General features: G+C 64.0%; 13 protein-coding genes. All 13 read left to right on the forward strand.

Annotated elements, in window-relative coordinates:
* The first annotated feature begins 402 nt into the window (after window positions 1–402).
* The 13 genes from ACODR6_RS30090 to ACODR6_RS30150 all read left to right on the forward strand — a co-directional run bounded on the left by ACODR6_RS30090 (window position 403) and on the right by ACODR6_RS30150 (window position 18402).
* Complete coding sequence (locus ACODR6_RS30090) at window positions 403–2079, forward strand: hypothetical protein (RefSeq protein WP_489026147.1); 1677 nt, start codon at window positions 403–405, stop codon at window positions 2077–2079.
* 366 nt (window positions 2080–2445) lie between these two features.
* Window positions 2446–2670 (forward strand): hypothetical protein, encoded by a 225-nt coding sequence (locus tag ACODR6_RS30095; RefSeq protein ID WP_489026149.1) that lies wholly within the window; start codon window positions 2446–2448, stop codon window positions 2668–2670.
* Window positions 2670–4232, forward strand: a complete 1563-nt coding sequence (locus ACODR6_RS30100; protein WP_489026151.1) for a portal protein — start codon at window positions 2670–2672, stop codon at window positions 4230–4232. Before ACODR6_RS30095 ends, ACODR6_RS30100 begins: the two co-directional genes overlap by 1 nt.
* Window positions 4233–4246: 14 nt before the next feature.
* Window positions 4247–4597: a hypothetical protein gene (locus ACODR6_RS30105; RefSeq protein ID WP_489026153.1), complete on the forward strand. Its 351-nt coding sequence runs from the start codon at window positions 4247–4249 to the stop codon at window positions 4595–4597.
* Between the two features lie 14 nt (window positions 4598–4611).
* Complete coding sequence (locus ACODR6_RS30110) at window positions 4612–5520, forward strand: hypothetical protein (protein ID WP_489026154.1); 909 nt, start codon at window positions 4612–4614, stop codon at window positions 5518–5520.
* A 150-nt stretch (window positions 5521–5670) separates the two neighbouring features.
* Complete coding sequence (locus ACODR6_RS30115) at window positions 5671–6540, forward strand: phage capsid protein (protein WP_489026156.1); 870 nt, start codon at window positions 5671–5673, stop codon at window positions 6538–6540.
* 59 nt (window positions 6541–6599) lie between these two features.
* On the forward strand, window positions 6600–6875 hold the full coding sequence (locus ACODR6_RS30120; protein WP_148195103.1) for a hypothetical protein: 276 nt from the start codon (window positions 6600–6602) through the stop codon (window positions 6873–6875).
* Between the two features lie 73 nt (window positions 6876–6948).
* The gene (locus ACODR6_RS30125) at window positions 6949–7578 is read left to right on the forward strand and encodes a hypothetical protein (RefSeq protein ID WP_489026157.1); all 630 of its coding nucleotides are present in this window, start codon (window positions 6949–6951) and stop codon (window positions 7576–7578) included.
* On the forward strand, window positions 7578–9599 hold the full coding sequence (locus ACODR6_RS30130; protein WP_489026159.1) for a phage tail protein: 2022 nt from the start codon (window positions 7578–7580) through the stop codon (window positions 9597–9599). Before ACODR6_RS30125 ends, ACODR6_RS30130 begins: the two co-directional genes overlap by 1 nt.
* A 10-nt stretch (window positions 9600–9609) precedes the next feature.
* Window positions 9610–10167, forward strand: coding sequence for a hypothetical protein (locus tag ACODR6_RS30135; RefSeq protein WP_489026161.1), 558 nt, complete (start codon window positions 9610–9612; stop codon window positions 10165–10167).
* On the forward strand, window positions 10167–12752 hold the full coding sequence (locus ACODR6_RS30140) for a transglycosylase SLT domain-containing protein (RefSeq protein WP_489026162.1): 2586 nt from the start codon (window positions 10167–10169) through the stop codon (window positions 12750–12752). The genes ACODR6_RS30135 and ACODR6_RS30140 overlap by 1 nt, the downstream gene beginning before the upstream one ends.
* 59 nt (window positions 12753–12811) lie before the next feature.
* Complete coding sequence (locus ACODR6_RS30145) at window positions 12812–18049, forward strand: LPD38 domain-containing protein (protein WP_489026164.1); 5238 nt, start codon at window positions 12812–12814, stop codon at window positions 18047–18049.
* Between the two features lie 83 nt (window positions 18050–18132).
* Complete coding sequence (locus ACODR6_RS30150) at window positions 18133–18402, forward strand: hypothetical protein (protein ID WP_489026166.1); 270 nt, start codon at window positions 18133–18135, stop codon at window positions 18400–18402.
* Window positions 18403–18462: the final 60 nt, after the last annotated feature.

Raw genomic sequence — 18462 nt, forward strand, 5'->3', positions numbered from 1 at the left:
CACGCCGGGCGCCCGGCCGGGCGCCTTCCCCCGAAAGGGGGGCCACCCCCACACCCAGGGGACCGCGTGCGCACACCGATCTCTATTTGAGCAAGCGGGCTTGCGGCACGTTGGAGTTGCGTTTTGGGGCTTTTGCACCGCGCTTTGCCGCAGCGCCCGGGGGTCGGGGTTTGGGCCGCAGGCCGCGCCGGTGCCCTCCTCGCGCCGCTCGGGGTCGGGGGAAAAACCAATTTTTGTCTCGGGAGGGAGAGAGGAAAAGCGGACGATCTCCGAACGTCGTGCGCCTGCCGGCGCCCGTCGCTCTCCGATCGACATCGGCGGGGCCTGCGCGCTTGCGCTGATGCGCGCGCAGGCGCTTTTTTGTGAGCCGGGCTGCCGCCCGGCAGTCATGGGCTGCCGCCCATGAGCCAGCACATCGCCAACCTGGTCGAACGTGATGACCTTCGGGCGTACAGCGACGCCGAGATGCGCGAGAAGATCGCCGAATTGGAATTCGTCGGCGACTTCAGCCCGTTCAATTACACGCCGCCTGGTCCAACCGGGCAGGACTTCCTCAACTCGACCTATCTCACCCCGTTCATCATGGGGCCGCTCGGCGGGGGCAAGACGACGCTCTGCGCTTTCCGACGGATCCTGGCGGCCACACTGGCGCCGATCGCGTGGCATCCGGAAGACAGCAAGCCAACGCGCATGTGCCGCTGGATCGTCTTGCGCGATACCTTCCGCTCGGTGGAAAAGACCGTTCTGGAAAGCTGGAAACAGTGGTTTCCGCGAGGGTTTCCCGGCTCGAAATGGGCCGGGGGTAACGATCGCCCGGTGACGCACACGTTGCGTTTCATGGGAGGCGACGGCGTCAGGATCGAGATCGTCACGGAATTCGCCGGTCTCGGCGAGAACTCGATCGAGACGCTGATGAAGGGCCGCGAGTATTCCGGCGGCTGGCTCAACGAAGCAGACACGCATGCCGACGGCGCCCTCGATGACCTTGAGCAGCGCGTCGGCCGCTATCCGAGCCCCAAGCTGCTGCTGACGGTCGCCGAGATCGAGGAGCTCGGCCGGAAGCTCGGACGCACGCTTGTCTCCGGACAGCGCCAGCGCCAGGTCATCGGCGACCTCAATGCGCCGACCGTCGACAACTGGGTCTACAAGGCGTTCGTCAAGAACCCCAAGCCGGACCGGCACCTCTACATCCAGCCGTCAGGCCGATCGGCGCAGGCCGAAAATCTCTTCAACCTGGAAAAGGACTACTACCCGCGCATCATCCGCAACCAGGACGAACATTTCGTCAAGCGCATGGTCGATAACGAGTTCGGTTATTCCCGCCACGGCAAGCCGGTCCATCCGAAATTCAACCGTGCGATCCATGTCGCAAGGCACCGGCTCGAATTCGACCCTCGAGTCACGCTCGGTATCGGCGTCGACACGTCGACGAACTCCCTCAACCCGGCTGCCGTCTTCGGTCAGCCGGCCGGTGCGCGGATCCGGATCATTGATGAGCTCTATCTCGGCCACGGCGTCGGCCCTGCCCGCTTCTTCGAGGCCCTGAAGATGAAGCTCGACAGCGAATATCCAGGCGCCTCGAAAATCCGCGTCTGGATCGACCCGGCCGCCGAGAACGGCGCCGATCGCGAAGGCGGCCAGCTGGCGGCGATGGAGATCGGCGCAATGATCCTGCAGCTGCCGATCCTCCTGCCCTTCGGCGGCTCGAACGAGCTCTCACTGCGCCTCGATGCCATGAACACGGAACTGCGCGGCTACCATGAGCCTGGCAGCGAGCTGCTGATCTGCCCGGAAAAATGCCCGATCCTGCTCGAAGGGTTCGACGGGAAGTATCGTTTCAAGCGCCGGCCGGAGCACGCCTCGACCGAATTCGAGGAAAAGCCGGACAAGGCGCACCCATGGTCCGACGTCATGGACGGCGGCCAGTACCTTATCGGCGGCATCCGCGGTCGCGCCGGCGTCATTCGTGGCGCAGCCGATCGAGATCACGAGCGTCGATCGAGCGCGCCTTCTGGCCGCCAGCCTGGCTCCCCCTGGGGTCGGGGAGGCTTCGATCCGCACAAGGTCGGGATGCGATGAGCCTGGTCGTCGAATGCCCTGCAACGATCTTCGACATGGCCGAGCTCGGCGGCGCGCGCTCGCAGATGGAATGGGCCGTGGTCCGCGAAATGTGGTCCGGCGGTGAGAGCATGGCCTTTCGTTACGAGGGGCGCCTGGTCGCCCTGGTCGGCCTCTATCCGACCGATTACGGCGCCGAGGCCTGGTTTATCGTGCGGCCGGAAGCGGCTCGCCACCTTGGTTTCATCGTCCAGCATATCCGGTTGACCTTAGCTTGCCGCTCATACCCTGAAATCGTGGTGATCTGCACCTCTGCAGCCGGGAAGCGTATCGCGCGCCTCTGCGGCTTTCAGTTTTTTGGCACCAGCGAAGGTAGGGAAGTCTGGCATGGGCGGGATTTTGGGCGGCGGCAGCGACGAGGGCGCGAAGATCGCGAAGCAGCAGGCGGAGCAGCAGCAGCGCCGGACGCTTGCGCAGCTGGCAGCACAGCAGGCGGAGACTGACCAGGCGGCGGCGGGCAAGACCGGCCGCAAGACAGGCAGCCGACTGCTGACATTCCTGTCCGACACGTCGCTCTCTGGCACCGGCAACGATAAGTTCGGGCAGAACTGATGTTTGAAACCGCGAAGCTGAAAGCACGCCGCAACGCGGCAAAGGGCGAGCGGGACGGCTTCCAGCCTCTGCTCGACGAGGCCTACCAGTACACAATCCCGTTTCGTAAATCGACGCGCAACAGCGGCACGAACGAAAAGCGCGTCGACCAGGTCTTCGATCACACGGCGATCGACGCCGCCTTTCGCTTCGCCGGCAAGTTCCAGCAGGACTTCTGGCCGCCCGGGCAGGATAATTTCGAGCTTGCGCCCGGGCCGACCGTTCCCGCGAACGAGAAGGAAGATCTGGCTGCCGGCCTGAAGCCGGTCAGCGACGTGGCGCAATCCTTCTTCCAGGACGGCGACTGGGATATCGCCTTCCATGAGATGGCGCTCGATCTCAACGCCGGCAATGGCGCGATCCTGATGAACTCGGCGAGCAAGGACGAGCCGGAGAAGCTCTGGAACCCGATCTCCGTCTCGATCGACGAGCTCCTGTGGGAAAACGGGCCGAACAACAAGATCTCGGCGATCTTCTGGGACCGCAAAATGTCGGTCCGCGTCCTGATGGACACCTGGCCGGAAGGCAAATTCGGCAATGAGCTCAAAGAGCTGTTTCGCGCCAAGCCCGAAGACCAGCTGGAAGTCCATGTCGACACGGTCTACGACCGCAAGCGCCGGCGCTGGAACATGCTTGTCTGGTGCGACAAGCAGGACACCATCATTTTCCAGACCGAAAGCCGGACCTGCCCCTGGCTGACCGTCCGCTATTTCCGCGTTCCCGGCGAAACATACGGCCGCGGCAATGCCATGCTGGCGATGCCGTCGATCAAGACGGTCAACACCGTTGCGCGCCTGCAGCTGCAGGCAGCCGCGATCGCGATGCTCGGCATCTACACCGTCGTCGACGATGGCGTCTTCAACCCGGATCTCGCCCCGCTTGAGCCCGGCGTGTTCTGGAAGGTCGCGCGCAACGGCGGCACGATGGGCCCGTCCGTCAACCGCTTCCCGGATCCGCGCCTCGATCTATCAAACCTCGTGCTGAACGACATGCGTTCGAGCGTAAAAGCAACCATGCTCGATGAGAGCCTGCCGCCTGAAAATGCGGCGGTGAAGTCGGCGACGGAGATCATCGAGCGCGTGAAGCGCCTGGCCGCCGACTATCTCGGCTCCTTCGGCCGCCTGGTCAACGACATCGTCGTCCAGGCGATCCGGCGCGTCATCGAGCTCGCCTACAATCTGGGCCTGATCAGCAACGAGATCCCGATCGACCAGTTGCTGGTCAAGGTCAAGGTCAAGTCTCCGCTGGCAATCGCCCGCGAGACTGCCCGCATCGAGAAGATCGTCCAGTGGCTGGAAATGGTCCTGCAGATCCTCGCCTCGACGGGCGCGCCTGGCAGCGTCAGCCGCATCGTCCACCTCGAAAAGCTGCTGACCGATGTCGGCCGCGAGATGGGCATCCCGGCCGAGTACATCGTCACCGAAAAGGAACGCCAAGAGATCGACAAGCAGGAGGCCGACAAGCAGGCGGCCATGCTTGCCGTCCAGGCCGCCGCCGGCGGCGCAATGCCAGGAGCAGCATGATGCGGGCAAACCCGATGCAAAGCCTAATTGCCGACGCCTCGCGGGCTGGATGGGACTGGTTCGCCCAGGCCGATCCTTCCGTGCAGCAGGCCATGGATGTCAACCAGTCGAAGCACGCCGAGGATGCGCGCACGATCGCGGCCGCCTGGGCACGTTTCGCCAGGAGCCCGGATGGCCGCAAGGCGATCGAGCGGCTCTTCGACTCAACGCTGCGCCGTTCCGTCTTCTTCGCTCAGCTCGGCCTGGATCTGAACTCCATGGCGATCTTTGGCGCGTTTCGCGAGGGCCAGAACGCCCTCGCACATGAGATTGCCCGGCAAATCGCGCTTGGCAATGCCGAGAAGCTCAAGCCTCGGGAAACCTAAGAAGGATGCGTGACATGAAACATTTGCTTGGCCGGCCGATGCCGGTTTTCGGGCTTGCCGGCGAGGCCGGTGGCGGTGCTGGTGGTGATGGCGGCGCGGGTGGCGCCGGCGGTGCGGGTGGCGCTGGTGGCGACGGCGGCGGATCCGGTGGCGGCGGTTCGTCCTGGTCGGCGCCGCTGGGTCTGCCGGCCGAGTTCGTCGGCACCAATGCTGACGAAACGCTCGGAAAGTTGTTCGCTGGTTACAGCGACCTGAATACCCGCTTCGGCGGCATGCGCGAAAAGCTCTCGAAGATGCCGTCGGCGCCGGAGAAAGCCGACGGCTACACCTTTGCGCCGAGCGAGAAGCTGGCGCCGTTCTTCGGTGACCTCGGCCAGAACAAGACCTACGAGGCTGCCCGCAATGCCGCGCACAAGCACGGCCTGAGCGACGCCCAGTTTTCAGGCTTTATCGACGATCTCTATTCGCCGCTGCTGGAAAGCGGCGCCCTGGTCGCGCCGTTCGACCCGGCCAAAGAGCTCGGCGATTTTTCCAAGCTGACCGGCCTCGATCCGAAGGCAACGCAGCAGGCACTCGTGGCGACCGAGACCTTCGCGAAAGGCATCACCTCGCAGCTGCAGGGCATCCCGGCGGAGATCAAGAACGACATCGATGCGATGCTGCTCGGTATGACGGACACGGCGGCCGGAAACATCCTCCTGCAGGCGATCTCCGGGCGCCTTTCGGAAAGCGGGTTCAGATTGTCCGAGGAAAGCCAGGGCGGACGCGACGGCCCGCTGACCATGGACGATCTGCGCAAGCTCGACACGGATCCTCGCATCGATCCGAAGAACCGCGAGCACAAGGATCCAAACCAGCGCTTCGACCCGGATCTGCGCAAGCGCTACGACGACGCCTACGCCCGCCTCTCCACCAACCGGTAAAGTTGACCGGACTTCCGCCCGCTTATCGTCATGATCAGCACAGGGCGGACCTGAAACGCCCGCGGCCTCTCCGGCATCGACCGGACCCGCGGGCGGCTTTGGCCTCTCCCCCTCGGTGCCTCTCCCAAAACACATCGAGGATCTCGTCACATGACGGTAAACGCCAATAACTGGAATACAACCCAGTTCGCCAATCGCGCCATGGCCATCTACCAGCAGAAGGGCAACCGCCTGCGGCCGACAGTCACCCAGGCGCTCAAAATCGAAAACAACGAAAAGGCCGTGTTCTGGCTCGCCGGCAAGTCCAAGGCCGTGAAGAAGACGCGCCGCCAGCGCAACATCCCGAGCAACGGCGAGCGCAAGAAGTTCGAAGCCTCGCTGGAAACGTGGGTCGCCTTCGACGAGGTCGACGAGTACGACGTCGACCGCATGACCGTCGACGAAAAGGAAGTCGTCTACGAAAGCGGCGCCAACGCCCTCGGCCGCGCAACCGATATCGAAATCTACGCCAAGATGGCGGCGAAAAAGACGGTCGCGGATCTCGACTTCTCCGCCGGCGCCTTCAGCGCTGCCAATGCCCTGACGCTTTGCGCCGCCCTGCAGGGCGACAAAGTGCCGTGGGACGGCAATGTCTTCTGCGGCCTGCCGCAGCAGCAGTGGAACCAGTTCCTCGCCAACAAGATCGTGAACGGCTCCGACCACGTCGGCAACGACCTGCCGTTCGTCAAGGCGACCGACACGCGCTTCTGGAATGGCGTCAACTGGTTCCTGTTCGTCGAGGAAGACGCCCAGGATCTCTACCCGGTTCCGGGCGCCAACAAGCAGGACCTGTTCATCTGGCACAAGACGGCGATGGGCTGGGGCAACAATACCGATCTCAGCGTCATCACCCAGTGGGACAACCGCGAGGACGTCTGGACGATCAACATGAAGGCCAAGGGCTGCGCGACCACCCTGCAGGAAGGCAACGGCATCAAGCGCTTCACGACGTCCAGCAACGCTGCGATCGTCGTCTCCTAACAAGGCTGCCGGCGTTCGCGCCGGCGCCCTCCTCCGTCCACTGAAAAAGGAACTTCTCCATGGCATTCGACGTCAAGGGCTTCCGCACTGTCGACTACATGACCAACCCGTCCGGCCTGGCCGGCGCCAATCTCGGCGTCCATAAGTACGTCACCAATGACGATACGGCGGCGATCGAGACCGCCGGCTACTTCAATGCCCTGACCACGCGCGTGAAGGTCGGCGATCACCTCGACATGACGCTGGCGCTCGCCACCGCTCCCATGCGCCGTAACTACATCGTCACCGCCAATGCCGGCGGCGTCGTCACCATCGCCAAGCAGAACGTCACGTAATTTTCCGTTTTGCCGCCTCGCCGCCGCCCGGTGTCACGCCCCGGCGGCGGCTTGCTCTTGAGGAGTGACGCCCATGTCCCTGCTGACAGTAACCGACATCGTCAACGCCGCCTGCGCCCGTATCGGCGAGGAACCGGTCCAGAGCCTGACCGACGATCTCGGCGGCGGCCAGTCCGCCTCGCTGATCTATGACGAGACGGTCGATTTCAATCTCGGCCTGCAGCCGTCCGGCTTTGCCTTCGCGCGCGAGGTACGCCAGCTCTCCCGCCTCACCGATGCAACGCCCCTCACCGGCTATGCCTACGTCTACGACATTCCCGGCCCTTATACGGGCCTGCCGGTGTTTTTGAGCGACGACATCCGCGATCCTGGCTGCCGGTTCGATGATTTCATCCTGACCAACAGCCAGGTGCATGCCGACGCCGATACGCTGTTCGCCATGATCAAGTTTCGGCCCGAGCCGCACCGCTGGACCGGCACCTTCAAGACGGCGACGATCACGGCGATCGCCGCCAAGCTCGCCTTTGCGGTGGCCTCCAACCTCAACGTCAAAAACGACCTCATGACCGAAGCCTACGGCACGCCAAGCGCCGATTTTCGTGGCGGCCAGATGCGCGCAGCGCTCAACGAAGACGGGTTTTCCAACCCGCCGCGATCGATACGCACCAGCCGCAATCCGCTCGAACGTGCCTGGAGGTCATAATGGTTGCCAGCCCCGGACGCACCCAGGCCGCCTTTACCGCCGGCGAGCTCTCCCCGCTCCTCGAGGAGCGCACAACGCTCAAGTATTTTTCGACCGGGTTGAAGCATGCCGAGAATATCGTCATTGCGCCCCAGGGCGGCTTCAGGCTTCGTGACGGCCTGCGCCTGGTCGGCGACGTGCTGGCGACGGCCGCGCGGATCTTCCCCTTCGACGCTTCGAATGGCGCATCTTACGACCTGGTCTTCGGCGGCACCACATGCCAGGTCTGGACCGCGACGGCTCTTAGCGCCTCATTTGCCGTGGCGGGCATGGCGGCTGTTGTCAGCGAGATGACTTTCGCCCAGCGCCTCGACACTATGGTGCTTTTTCACTCGGACCTAGAGACCAAGCGTATTCGTCTCACTGATAGCGGCTGGGTCGTCGATGACCTGCCCTACCAGGCCATTCCGAACTATGATTACGGTGCTGCTTACACGAATGGAGTTCCGGCAGTCTGGACCCTGGAATTTGTCGGCATGACAACGGGGGAGGGCACGTCATTCGTCCTCAATATATCGGGACAGGAAACCAATTCGATCCTGTACGACAGCGGCCTTTCCTCGACCATGGAGACGGCTATCATGGCCCTGCCGAATGTTAGCGCCGGGATCGACGTCTACCTTTCCGGCGGGATTTATCGGATAGTATTTTCCGGCGTCGGGAACGAGGGGGACGGGTGGGCGGTGTCGGCTCGCGTTGTCAACAAGGCTGATGCCGCGGTGCTGGCCGTCAAGAAGACGCCCGGCGTCGCGCCAGGCGAACCGCTGATCTCGGCGACCAAGGGCTGGCCGCAATGCGGCGCCTTCTTCAATCAGCGTCTGATCATCGGCGGGTTCAAGTCGCTGCCAAATGCCTGGATGCCATCCAAGCAGGCTGACTATTTCAACTACGACGAACGCTTCACGGAGGCCAACGGCCCCTTCCTGGTGCCGATGGACATCGCCGGCGGCGAAAAGCTCGAAGCCATCGTCCCTTCGCTCAACCTCCTGCTGTTCACAACGCAGGCGGAATACTGGATTGCCGAGCGGGCGATCTCGAAGACCGAGGCGCCCAACCATGTCCAGGCCTCCCGCTACGGATCGAAGCGCGGCATTCCGGTCGCGGAAAACGAAGGTGCGGCGCTCTGGTGCCACGCGAACGGATCCTCGATCGGCGAGCTCCGCTATACCGACGTCGATGGCAATTTCGTGCCGACAAACATATCGCTGCTCGCTCCTCACCTGCTTGAGAATGTCGTCGACATGGCTGTGCGCCGCTCGACGGCCGACATGGACGGCAATGTCGGCGCGATCGTGCGCGCCGATGGTGAGGCTCGAATGGTGACCCTGCTTCGCGAGCAGGAGGTCACCGCCTTCGCGCGCATGACGGCCGACGGCCTGTTCAAGGCGGTCTCCCGCAACGGGCGCAACCAGCTCTCCTTCATCATGGATCACGGCGGCGCCCGATCGCTTGAGCGGATGGAAAACGGCCTGCTGCTCGACGAGGCCATGGATTTCACCTACGGCGTGCCGCAGGCTGTCATCACCGGCCTTGGCCGCTACAACGGCCGCGAGGTGTGGGCGATCGGCGATCGCAATGTCTTCGGGCCGTTCGCAGTCGCCGGCGGACAGATCATCCTTCCCGTCGCTGTCTCGGCCGTCACCGTCGGAACCTGGCGTCCTCCCGTCGCCTCGACCCTTCCGCCGCCGCGCGACATCGGCCCGAATACGGTCATGAAGCGCCGAGCGAGGATCCACACGGTTCATGTCTCCGTGCTCGATACGACGAGCCTCGCGATCTCGACGAACGGCGGTCCGCTGCATGATGTGTCGCTCTACCGGTATGGCGTGCAGGCCGACGTCGCCGAGCTCGACCAGGGCGTGACCGACAGCATCAAGATCACCGGCCTGCGCGGTTATTCTGACACGCCGTTCATCACCATATCGCAAGTCCGGCCCGGTAGACTGAACGTCAGGGCGATTACCGTCGAGGCTGCATTATAGGGGGTTCGCGATGGAACTTGCGACAGCAGCGATCGGTAGCATTTTTGGAGGCCTGGGGCTGGGCGGCACGGCGGCGACGGCGGCGGGAACGGTGGGCGCCGGCGTTGCCGCTAGTGCGGGATCAGGCGCGCTCGCCGTGCTTTCTGGCGTCTCAACCGTTCTCAAGGTGCTCGGCAACGTCGGCGCCGCGAATGCATCCGCGCGCGCGGACAATCAGGCGGCCGACCAAGCTGTGCTTCAATCCGGGCAGGAGCAGCTTGCCGGTGAGCAGCGCAAGACGAAAATGACCCGCGAGCTCGCCCGCGTTCTCGGCCAGAACGAGGTGGCCTACGCTGCTGCTGGCATCGATCTCACTCAGGGTGTCGCTCAAGACAGCGCGGCCGCCGCCAAAGAGCGGGCCGCGACCGAGATCTCGATCGACCAGCAGGACACCGATTTTCGCCGTTCGCTCTACCGCATGCGTGCGTCCGGACTTCGCGATCGCGCCCGGGCCACCAAGGGCGGCGCGCTGATCGGTGCTCTTGGTGACGTCGCCGGATACGGTATCAAGCTGGCGGAGATGGGTTGATGGCAAACCGGCAAATCCGCAACCCCGGCCAGATTTCACGCTTCGATGCGGCCGGACGCATTTCCGAGGACGTACCGTCTTACGCTGTTGATACCGGCCAGGCTTACCAAGCGCTTGCCGCGGCTGCCGGCGGCATGTCCGACACTCTGATGAAGCTCGCATTCAAGGCTGCCGCGCGCGAAGGCGAGATGGAAGGAATGACTGCGGGCCAGCGCGCCGGCGCCTCTTACCTTCAGGCTCAGGAAACAACGGCGGCCGCGAGCTCGGCACCGCATGGCCCGGGCATCGAGGTGCGGGCACCTGGAGAGCTTCGCAAAATCGTGTCCGATGCGGCGATCAAACACGGCGTCGATCCTGGTGCCCTGCAGAAGATTGCGATGCTCGAAAGCTCGTTCAACCCGAAGGCATCGAACCCATCCTCTAGCGCCGGCGGGTTGTTCCAGTTTGTCGATAGCACGGCAAAGGCCTACGGACTGGCGGATCGCTACGATCCGGCCCAGGCGGCAGATGCGGCGGCACGGTTGGCAAAAGATAATGCCGCGCAGCTTACCAAGGTTCTTGGCCGCGCGCCGACCGCTGGCGAGCTCTATCTTGCTCATCAGCAAGGTGCCGGCGGGGCATCAAAGTTGCTTAGTAATCCCGACGCCAAGGCGGCCGACCTGGTCGGCGCTGACGCCGTTCGTCTGAACGGCGGATCGCTTGACATGACCGCCGGCCAGTTTGCCAACCTCTGGATTTCCAAAGCGGGCGGCGGGGTCGCTGTGGCCGATGGTCTGGTCACCGGCGCCACGCACGGCGGCCCGCCTCTTTCGACGGAGCCGTTAGCACTGCGTAGGGACGGCACGGTACGCGGCGAAGCCTTCGATGATGCTGCAATCTCTTCCTGGGGATGGCGCATGCAGGAGGGCGTCAGCAACGATCTATTCGCTGCGCACCAGCAGTTCAAAGAGGATCCGCAAGGTTTCGCGGGCGCGGCAGAAGCGATCCGCCAGAAATATGCGGCCGACCTCGGCGACCAGCAGCAGCGCGAAATGTTCGACAAGACGTTCGTCGATCGCTCCCAGGCTTATAGCCGGGATATCATCGCCAACCACGAAGCCGCTCTGCGTCGCGAGCAGGTCTCTTCGTTCACCGGTGGCCTGGCCGCACGCCAGGTCGATCTCGAACGTCAGGCGCAGGTGCTTGGCGCCAACCCGGAAGGCGACAAGATCATCGCCGACCAGGTCGCGACCGTCCAGGCGTCCATCGACGGCGCGGTCGCGGCCGGCACGATCACTGCAGCGCAAGGGCAGCAGCAGAAGGAAGAGATTGCCACGACGGCCGCCCGCGGCCGTATCCAGGGCGTCTACGATGCGCTTCCGACGCCCGAGGCGAAGGAGCAGTTCGCGCTCGGCGTCCTTGATGACTGGAAAGAGCAGAAGGGCCCGATGGCCGCCCTTCCCTACGCAACAGTCAAGGCGATCTCCGATACGCTCCGACGGGACGCGCGCGAGCAGATCAATCAGCGCACGGCCGACAACAAGGTCGAGGCAGCCAGGCTCTCCTCGCTCATCGATGACGACGTCGCCAGCATCGAGGCCACCGGCAAGGGCGTCGACCCGGATGCGACCGGCCTCACGCCTGACCGCGTCAAAACGATCGTCGGCGAGAACGGTCTCGCGAAATGGCAGAAGGAGCGCGAGAATGCCGGCAAGATGTACGACGCGACCGCCGGCATGGAGACGCAATCGGCAACTGACCTGACCGAGCGCCTGGCGCTGATCGCTCCGAAGCCTGGCGCGGCAGGCTATGCCGACGATCTGAAAATCTACGAGGCCGCCCAGAAGAAGGCATCGGCCGTGATCAAGGAGCGATCTCAGGATCCGGCCGCCGCCGTTCAGAAAGCGTTTCCGGCAGTCCAGCGGGCGATGGATGCGGCGAACCCGCAGGATCCGGCCTCGATGCAGGCCGTCGTCACCGCCCGCCTGCAGGCGCAGAAGGCGCTCGACATTTCGGAATACGAGCAGCAGCCCCTCACCAATGCAGAGGCGCTGCAGCTCTCAAAGCCGATTTCGGCGCAGACGGATCCGAAGCTCGCTTCAAAAGCGATGATGGATCTCGTCACCCAGGTCGAAGACATGTATGGCCCGCAGGCCAACAAGGTCATGAGCCAGGTCCTCTCGGCCCAGGGCATCGACAAGGAAATGGCGACGCTCGGCGCCGGCTACTTCGCAAAGCTCAAGCGCGGTGAGCCGCCGTCGGCCGGCGACAAGCGCCAGGCCAGCGTCCTCGACGAGACGGCCGCTGCCACCCGATCGGCCGAACCGCGAGCCGGATTGACCGGCGTCGGCGGCGACCCTTCCCGGCCGGTGACGAGCGCGGCGAGAGCCTCGACGGGCGACGCCTTCCCGCTGCCTGGCGCAAAGAGCCTGCGCCTGCTCACGGAACATCCGGAGCTCGCGCCGCAGTTCGACCAGATGTTCGGGCCAGGTGCAGCCCTGCGCGTGATCGGTCCCTCGGGGCCTGTCTCCTATCAGACGCCGCAGGGCGTAGTCACCGTCCAGCCTGACGGAACACAGAGCTTGCAGCCGCCTACCGACCGCTAATTGGTTGACGTGATTTCAGCCATCCTATGCTGCAGCCTCCACCATTGCGAGGCTGCAGCATGCCAAATCCGTTTCAGGGTCTTGACGACGAAAGCGACTTCCTGACCGAGGCGCCGGCGCCTGGTCTCATCGATCGTTTCAAAATCAACTTCGAAGCCGGCAACCGGCAAAACACGATCGCCGGCGCCACATTCGACGCCGCGACGGAAGTCGGCCGCGCCGATCGCGCCCGCTTCGATCGCCGGTATGAGAGCTATCCGGAGTGGCAGGGCATCCTCGAAGGTGGCGCAGCACTGGCCGGCCAGATCGCCGGCACGGCTGCAAGCCCGGAAAACTTCATCCCTGTCGGCCTCGGCGAGAAGATCCTTGTCGCCGGCAAGCAGGGTGTAACCGGCTTGTGGGCCAAAGTTTTCGCCGGCGCCGTCGACGCGGCCGCCTCGAACGCAGTCACCGACGCCGCAATCCAGGGCATCGATATTGCCGGCGGCAATCGCCAGGAATTCGACCCGGTGCAATATGGCGCCGGGATCTTGCTCGGCGCGGCCGTCGGCGGTGCTGCCGGAGCCGCGGGCAAGGCGCTTGGCGGATCCGCGCCGGAACAATCCCTCCACGCGGACAATCCTTTCGCCGGCCTGGACGAAGCGGTTGCCCCGCCGATCGCGTCCACCGACAACGTCGCCGCGCCGCTGAAACCGGATCCGGTGCCCCAAACGATCCTCGAAGCGCCGCCGGCGGCGGCCGGTGAGGCAGCGCCGGCGCCGGCGGCCGTTGCGAGCGAGACGATCGGCGAGCGCCTCTCGGCCAAGGCTGCCGAGGCCCGTGGCCTGGCGATCCCGCCCGAACAGGTGCAGCGCGTCGTCGACGCCAACGCGCCGATCGGCAAGCCGCCGGCGCGGCCCCAGTCGCTGATGGACTTCCTCGCATCCGAAGGCGGCATTCGTGACGACGCCGGCGAGCTCGCCAATATGGGCGTATCCCGCAAGTTTCTGCCAGGGCGCGGTGCGCTGGTCCGTGGCGAGGGCATGGAGCTCGACAAGGCGCGCGAGGCTGCCGCCCAGGCCGGATATTTCAATCACCTGTACGGCTCGGCCGACGAGGCGACGGCGCAGAGCACGGTGCGCGATCTTCTCGACCTGGTCGACCAGGAGGCCCGCGGCAAGCCAGCCTATTCCATGCCGGATGCCGATCGCGTCAAGGCGATCGCTGACCATGATGCGGCGATCGCCAGCCGTGAAGACTATCGCCGTTTTGTCGACGACATGGCAAAGCAGCTCAACGATCATCAGATCGGCGTGACTGTCGATGACGCTGTTCTTGCTCGCGCCGCTGACCTCATGGTACAAGAACGCCTGTCACCGCTCGAAGCTTTCGACCGATCGGTGCTCGAAGACGAGGCTCGTTTCGAAGCTAGCCTTTCAGAACGCGGCCCGGAGACACCCGATGCAGGAAAAGCAGCCGACATCCCCTTCTTCGACGACGTCGAACCCGGCCGAGCTGCGCCAGCGGGCCGAGAACTGGAACGCGCGGGCGGCGAAAGCGCATCCGGAGGACGCGGCGCAGATGAAGCGGATCGCGGGCAATCTGCAGCTGCTGGCGGCAATGCACGAGAGCAAGCCGGCCTGACGGCCAAATCCTCTCCCGAGCAGTTTCTCCAAGCATCTCCGACGGCCGGCTTCACCGGCCAACGCGTGCGCGCTGCAGCGAGCGCTGCCAAAGCGGCAACCGGGCGCGTCGAGCGCGTGCGCGAAACCGCCGAGGCGCTTGCCAAGGCGCTCGATGTCGCGGCTACCAGGCAGGGCCGCACCGGCCGAGGATCGAACGTTCTCGGTACTTTCGACACGCGCGACGGCGTAGTCCGGGTCCGATCGCTCGACGACTTCGATACCCTGTCGCACGAATACGGCCATCACCTCGATGCCAAGATCCCGGAAGTCAAAGCGTTCATCGCCAAAAATTCCAAGGCGCTGGCGCTCCTCGACTACGATCCCGCTAAGGGGCGCGATTTCGAAGGGTTCGCGGAGTTCTTTCGCCTCTGGCTCACCAACCGCGCCTATGTGCAAAAGAACATGCCGGCGATGGCGAGCGAATTCGACCAGGTCATAAAGTCGGCCGCGCCTGACATGGCGAAGGCCATCGATGCGGCGACCGACGCCTGGGATGCCTTCCTCAAAGCGCCGTCTTCGGTTGCAGTCCGCTCGACCATCGTCTCTGCCAAAAAGGACGGCTGGGTCCAGTCGACCGCCAAGGAGCTCCGGAAGTCGGGTTTCGGCGGCACGATCGCTGAAGTCCTGCAGCGGATCTACACCTTTGCTTTCGACGACCTGAACCCGATCAATCGCGGTGTCACCTACCTCAAGGATCTCCATTATGCGAACACCGGCAAGGCACTCGACCTGAAGGTTTCGAGCGATCCCTATAAGCTGGCTCGCATGTCGCGCGGTTCCTACTCGGCCGGCCACATGGATATCATGTACGGCGTCGCCCCCTATCGAGGCACGAACCCTGCGAGCCCTTCGCTTCGCGATGCGATCATCGAGGCGACTGGCAAGCCGAACGCCCTGTCGGGCTGGGACCAGGAGAAGGTCACCGATTTCGGCGCCTATCTTTGGTCGCGCCGGGCGCTCGGCGAATGGGAGCGTTACAGGAACGGCGACATTCCGAACCCGCCGGACAAGCTGACCGAGGCCGATCATGCCGCCAACGTCGCCGAGCATGAAAAGGCAAACCCGCAATTCGTCAGCGCGGCCGACAAGGTTCACCAGTTCGGCCGGGCGCTGTGGAAAAAGAAATACGACGCCGGCCTGATCGACCAGGAGACCTATGACCAGGGCCTGCTGATCAAGGATTATGTGCCAGGCCTTCGCGATTTCTCGACGAGCGACACCGATCTCAAAAGCGGCAAGCCTGGTCGCGGCGGCTCGATGAAGGGCGGCCTGGTGAAGCGCTTCAAGGGGTCAAAGCGCGACGTCATCAACCCGCTCGAAAGCATGGCGGCCGACGCCTACGAAACCGCGATGACGATCGCGCGCAACGACGTCGTCAAGTCGCTTCATCGCCTGGCGCTGAATGCCGGCCTGGGCGGCGGCCGGATCGCCGAGATCGTGCCGGTCAAGGATCTGCGCGCTTCGATGATCGATCCGATCGAGGCGGTGCAGAGCGCCGCCAAGAATGCCGGCCTGTCGGCTGCCGACATCACTGTGCTGCGTGACGCGGTCGAAAGCGCCGTCGGCTCGGAGAAAGCCGCCATCTTCCGGCCGGCCATCATCAACGAGAAGGGCGAACCTATCGTGTTCTTCCGCGATGGCGGCGACCTGAAGGCGCTGCGCCTGGCTGACGGCAAGTTCGGCCAGGACATGTACAAGGCAATCACCGGCATGAGCCCGGTCGAGAAGAACTTCTGGCTAGAGCTCGTCGCAATGCCGGCTCGCGTCTTGCGCGCCGGTATCACCCTGGCGCCGGAGTTCATCGGCGCCAACTTCGTCCGCGACCAGACCATGGCGGCAATCTACTACGGCAATCCGCTAAAGCGCGTCGCGACAACGGTGCTCGGTGGTGTTGATGACCTATGGGGGCGCGAGGTCGCCCGCTCGTACTCGCGCATGCACGGTATCTCCGGAGGCGCCGAGACATCGACCATGCACAAGCTGATGGCAGAGCGCGATCTCTCACGCCTTGCAAAGAAAGGTTGGACGACCAGGTTCACCTCTCCGCGCAAAATTCTCGAGACGACGGAGATCGCCGAAACTGCCACTCGCCTAGGGCTGTTCCGGACATTCAAAAACGAGGCGAAGAAGCGCGGCCTCTCCGATTACGAAGCGATGTTCGAGGCCGCCTGGCGCGCCCGCGACTACATGGACTTCGACCGCCGCGGCTCAGGCATGGCAGCGCTTGCGAAGGTCATTCCGTTCCTCAATGCCTCGATGCAGGGGCTAGACAAGGCAAGCCGGCACATGATTGCGCCGCTTGCCCGCAAGGTGCTCGGCCAGGCGCAGGGGCCGGAAGATGCAGCTGCCGCTTCTCTGGCTGTTAAGAGCTGGGCCCGGCTTGCCGCGCTGGTGACAGGCTCGATCTCGCTCTACGCCCTGCAAGCTCAGCATGAAGATCATGACGAGCCGGGGGCAACAGTTCGGGCGACACACTGGCTGATCAAATCCGGCGAGAAATGGACAGTGGTGCCCAAGCCGTTCGAAATGGCCGTCGCTATCAATCTCGGCGAGGCAATGTACGACAGCTGGATTAGAAAAGATCCCGTTGCTGCGAAGCGATGGCTCGACAGTCTGTATCTGACCGTGGCACCTCCGTCGCTGTTCGAGAGCAACCCGTTGATCAAGAGCTATTTCGAGCTGCGCACAAACACCGATCTGTTCACGGACGCTCCGATCGTGCCCGATCAGCTGAAGGGCCTTGAGCCCTGGCTGCAGTATACGGCGCGCACGAGCGCACTTTCAAAGCAGCTGGGCTATCTCCTGAATGAGCCGCCTGTGGTCATCGATCACCTCATTGTCAGCTTCACCGGCTCTCTCGGCCGAAGCGCGGTTTCGCTCTACGACCTGGCGCAGCCGGATGCGCCCGGCTTTGCCTGGGATGATGCGCCGATCACGCGCCGCTTCATCAAGGATGCCAGCAGAGGGTCGGACTCGGGCACGAAGTTTTGGGAGCTCGTCGGCGAGCGCGAGGGCGTGCTAGAAGGTAAGGTCAAGAGCTGGAAGATGATGGCGGAGAATGGTGACGCCGCCGGCGCCGCCGACTACTTCGCGCACTTGCCTCCCATAGACAAGGCCTATGTCGCCGTCTCCTCGCTCGATGCTGATGCGCGCCGGCTTCATCCGATGATCCGCGCCCGCGGTGGCATTCAGGCGATCGGGACGGTTCGACGCGAGCTCGCAGCTGGGCGCCTGGTCGATGGCGAGGGCAACCCGATCAATGTCCCTGCAGCGGCCAGGACCGCGGCCGACGACATCCTGTCGACCCTTTCGATGGCCATGGCGAGAAACGGTCTTAAGGAGGCGGGCGTACCAGGATGGGCGCAGCGCTCAGAGATGGATGAAGACACGTTCTATCGAGAGCTCGAAGCCGTCAGCCCGGCGCTGGCGCAGCGTCTCGGCGATGCGTTCGCGACGAACAAGGTGTGGAGCTTCGACGCTGTGAAGCAGGCCTGGCCGGAACTCAAGGCGCGGGCACTCTCCGACGGATCCTCGGCCTTTACCGCCGACCTGGTCGCAGACGTGAAAGCGTCCGGCCTGGCGCTCGATGGCGAAAAGCGCGGGCGCAAGGCAAAGCCGGAGCTCGTGCCGTAAAATGCTTGTGGTTGTTTTTCCTCAAATCTTCACACGCGGGAAATCGGGTGCTACCGCTACCCAGGCCAACTGGGGAACCGCGAATGAAATCCATCCTTATCACTATCACGATGGCCGGCATCCTCGCCGGCTGCAGTGGTGGTTATTACTACGAGCGCAGCTCCGGCTTGCGGGCCGACGCCAGCCCTAAAATACTCGCACCCTTTCAGCGGGCAAAGACCGAATGCCAGGGCGAAGTCGCGCAGAGCCGCCTGTCCGGTAGTGGCCTGCGCGATCCAATGGTCGAGGCTTCGCTCTCCGAAACTGCGATGCACGGCTGCATGAGCAAGCGCGGCTACGACGTCAGACCCTGACGGTTGACGCCAGCTTGCCCATGGGAAGATCGCCTCGACTGATAGAAGGGGCGAACTTTC

Source organism: Rhizobium sp. FG96 (assembly GCF_057808655.1).

What these genes read in the sequence shown, in the direction of transcription:
- ACODR6_RS30150 (WP_489026166.1), top strand. Translation starts at nt 18,133, where the DNA reads ATGAAATCCATCCTTATCACTATCACGATGGCCGGCATCCTCGCCGGC.
- ACODR6_RS30100 (WP_489026151.1), top strand. Translation starts at nt 2,670, where the DNA reads ATGTTTGAAACCGCGAAGCTGAAAGCACGCCGCAACGCGGCAAAGGGC.
- ACODR6_RS30105 (WP_489026153.1), top strand. Translation starts at nt 4,247, where the DNA reads ATGCAAAGCCTAATTGCCGACGCCTCGCGGGCTGGATGGGACTGGTTC.
- ACODR6_RS30095 (WP_489026149.1), top strand. Translation starts at nt 2,446, where the DNA reads ATGGGCGGGATTTTGGGCGGCGGCAGCGACGAGGGCGCGAAGATCGCG.
- ACODR6_RS30130 (WP_489026159.1), top strand. Translation starts at nt 7,578, where the DNA reads ATGGTTGCCAGCCCCGGACGCACCCAGGCCGCCTTTACCGCCGGCGAG.
- ACODR6_RS30140 (WP_489026162.1), top strand. Translation starts at nt 10,167, where the DNA reads ATGGCAAACCGGCAAATCCGCAACCCCGGCCAGATTTCACGCTTCGAT.
- ACODR6_RS30120 (WP_148195103.1), top strand. Translation starts at nt 6,600, where the DNA reads ATGGCATTCGACGTCAAGGGCTTCCGCACTGTCGACTACATGACCAAC.
- ACODR6_RS30090 (WP_489026147.1), top strand. Translation starts at nt 403, where the DNA reads ATGAGCCAGCACATCGCCAACCTGGTCGAACGTGATGACCTTCGGGCG.
- ACODR6_RS30145 (WP_489026164.1), top strand. Translation starts at nt 12,812, where the DNA reads ATGCCAAATCCGTTTCAGGGTCTTGACGACGAAAGCGACTTCCTGACC.
- ACODR6_RS30110 (WP_489026154.1), top strand. Translation starts at nt 4,612, where the DNA reads ATGAAACATTTGCTTGGCCGGCCGATGCCGGTTTTCGGGCTTGCCGGC.
- ACODR6_RS30135 (WP_489026161.1), top strand. Translation starts at nt 9,610, where the DNA reads ATGGAACTTGCGACAGCAGCGATCGGTAGCATTTTTGGAGGCCTGGGG.
- ACODR6_RS30115 (WP_489026156.1), top strand. Translation starts at nt 5,671, where the DNA reads ATGACGGTAAACGCCAATAACTGGAATACAACCCAGTTCGCCAATCGC.
- ACODR6_RS30125 (WP_489026157.1), top strand. Translation starts at nt 6,949, where the DNA reads ATGTCCCTGCTGACAGTAACCGACATCGTCAACGCCGCCTGCGCCCGT.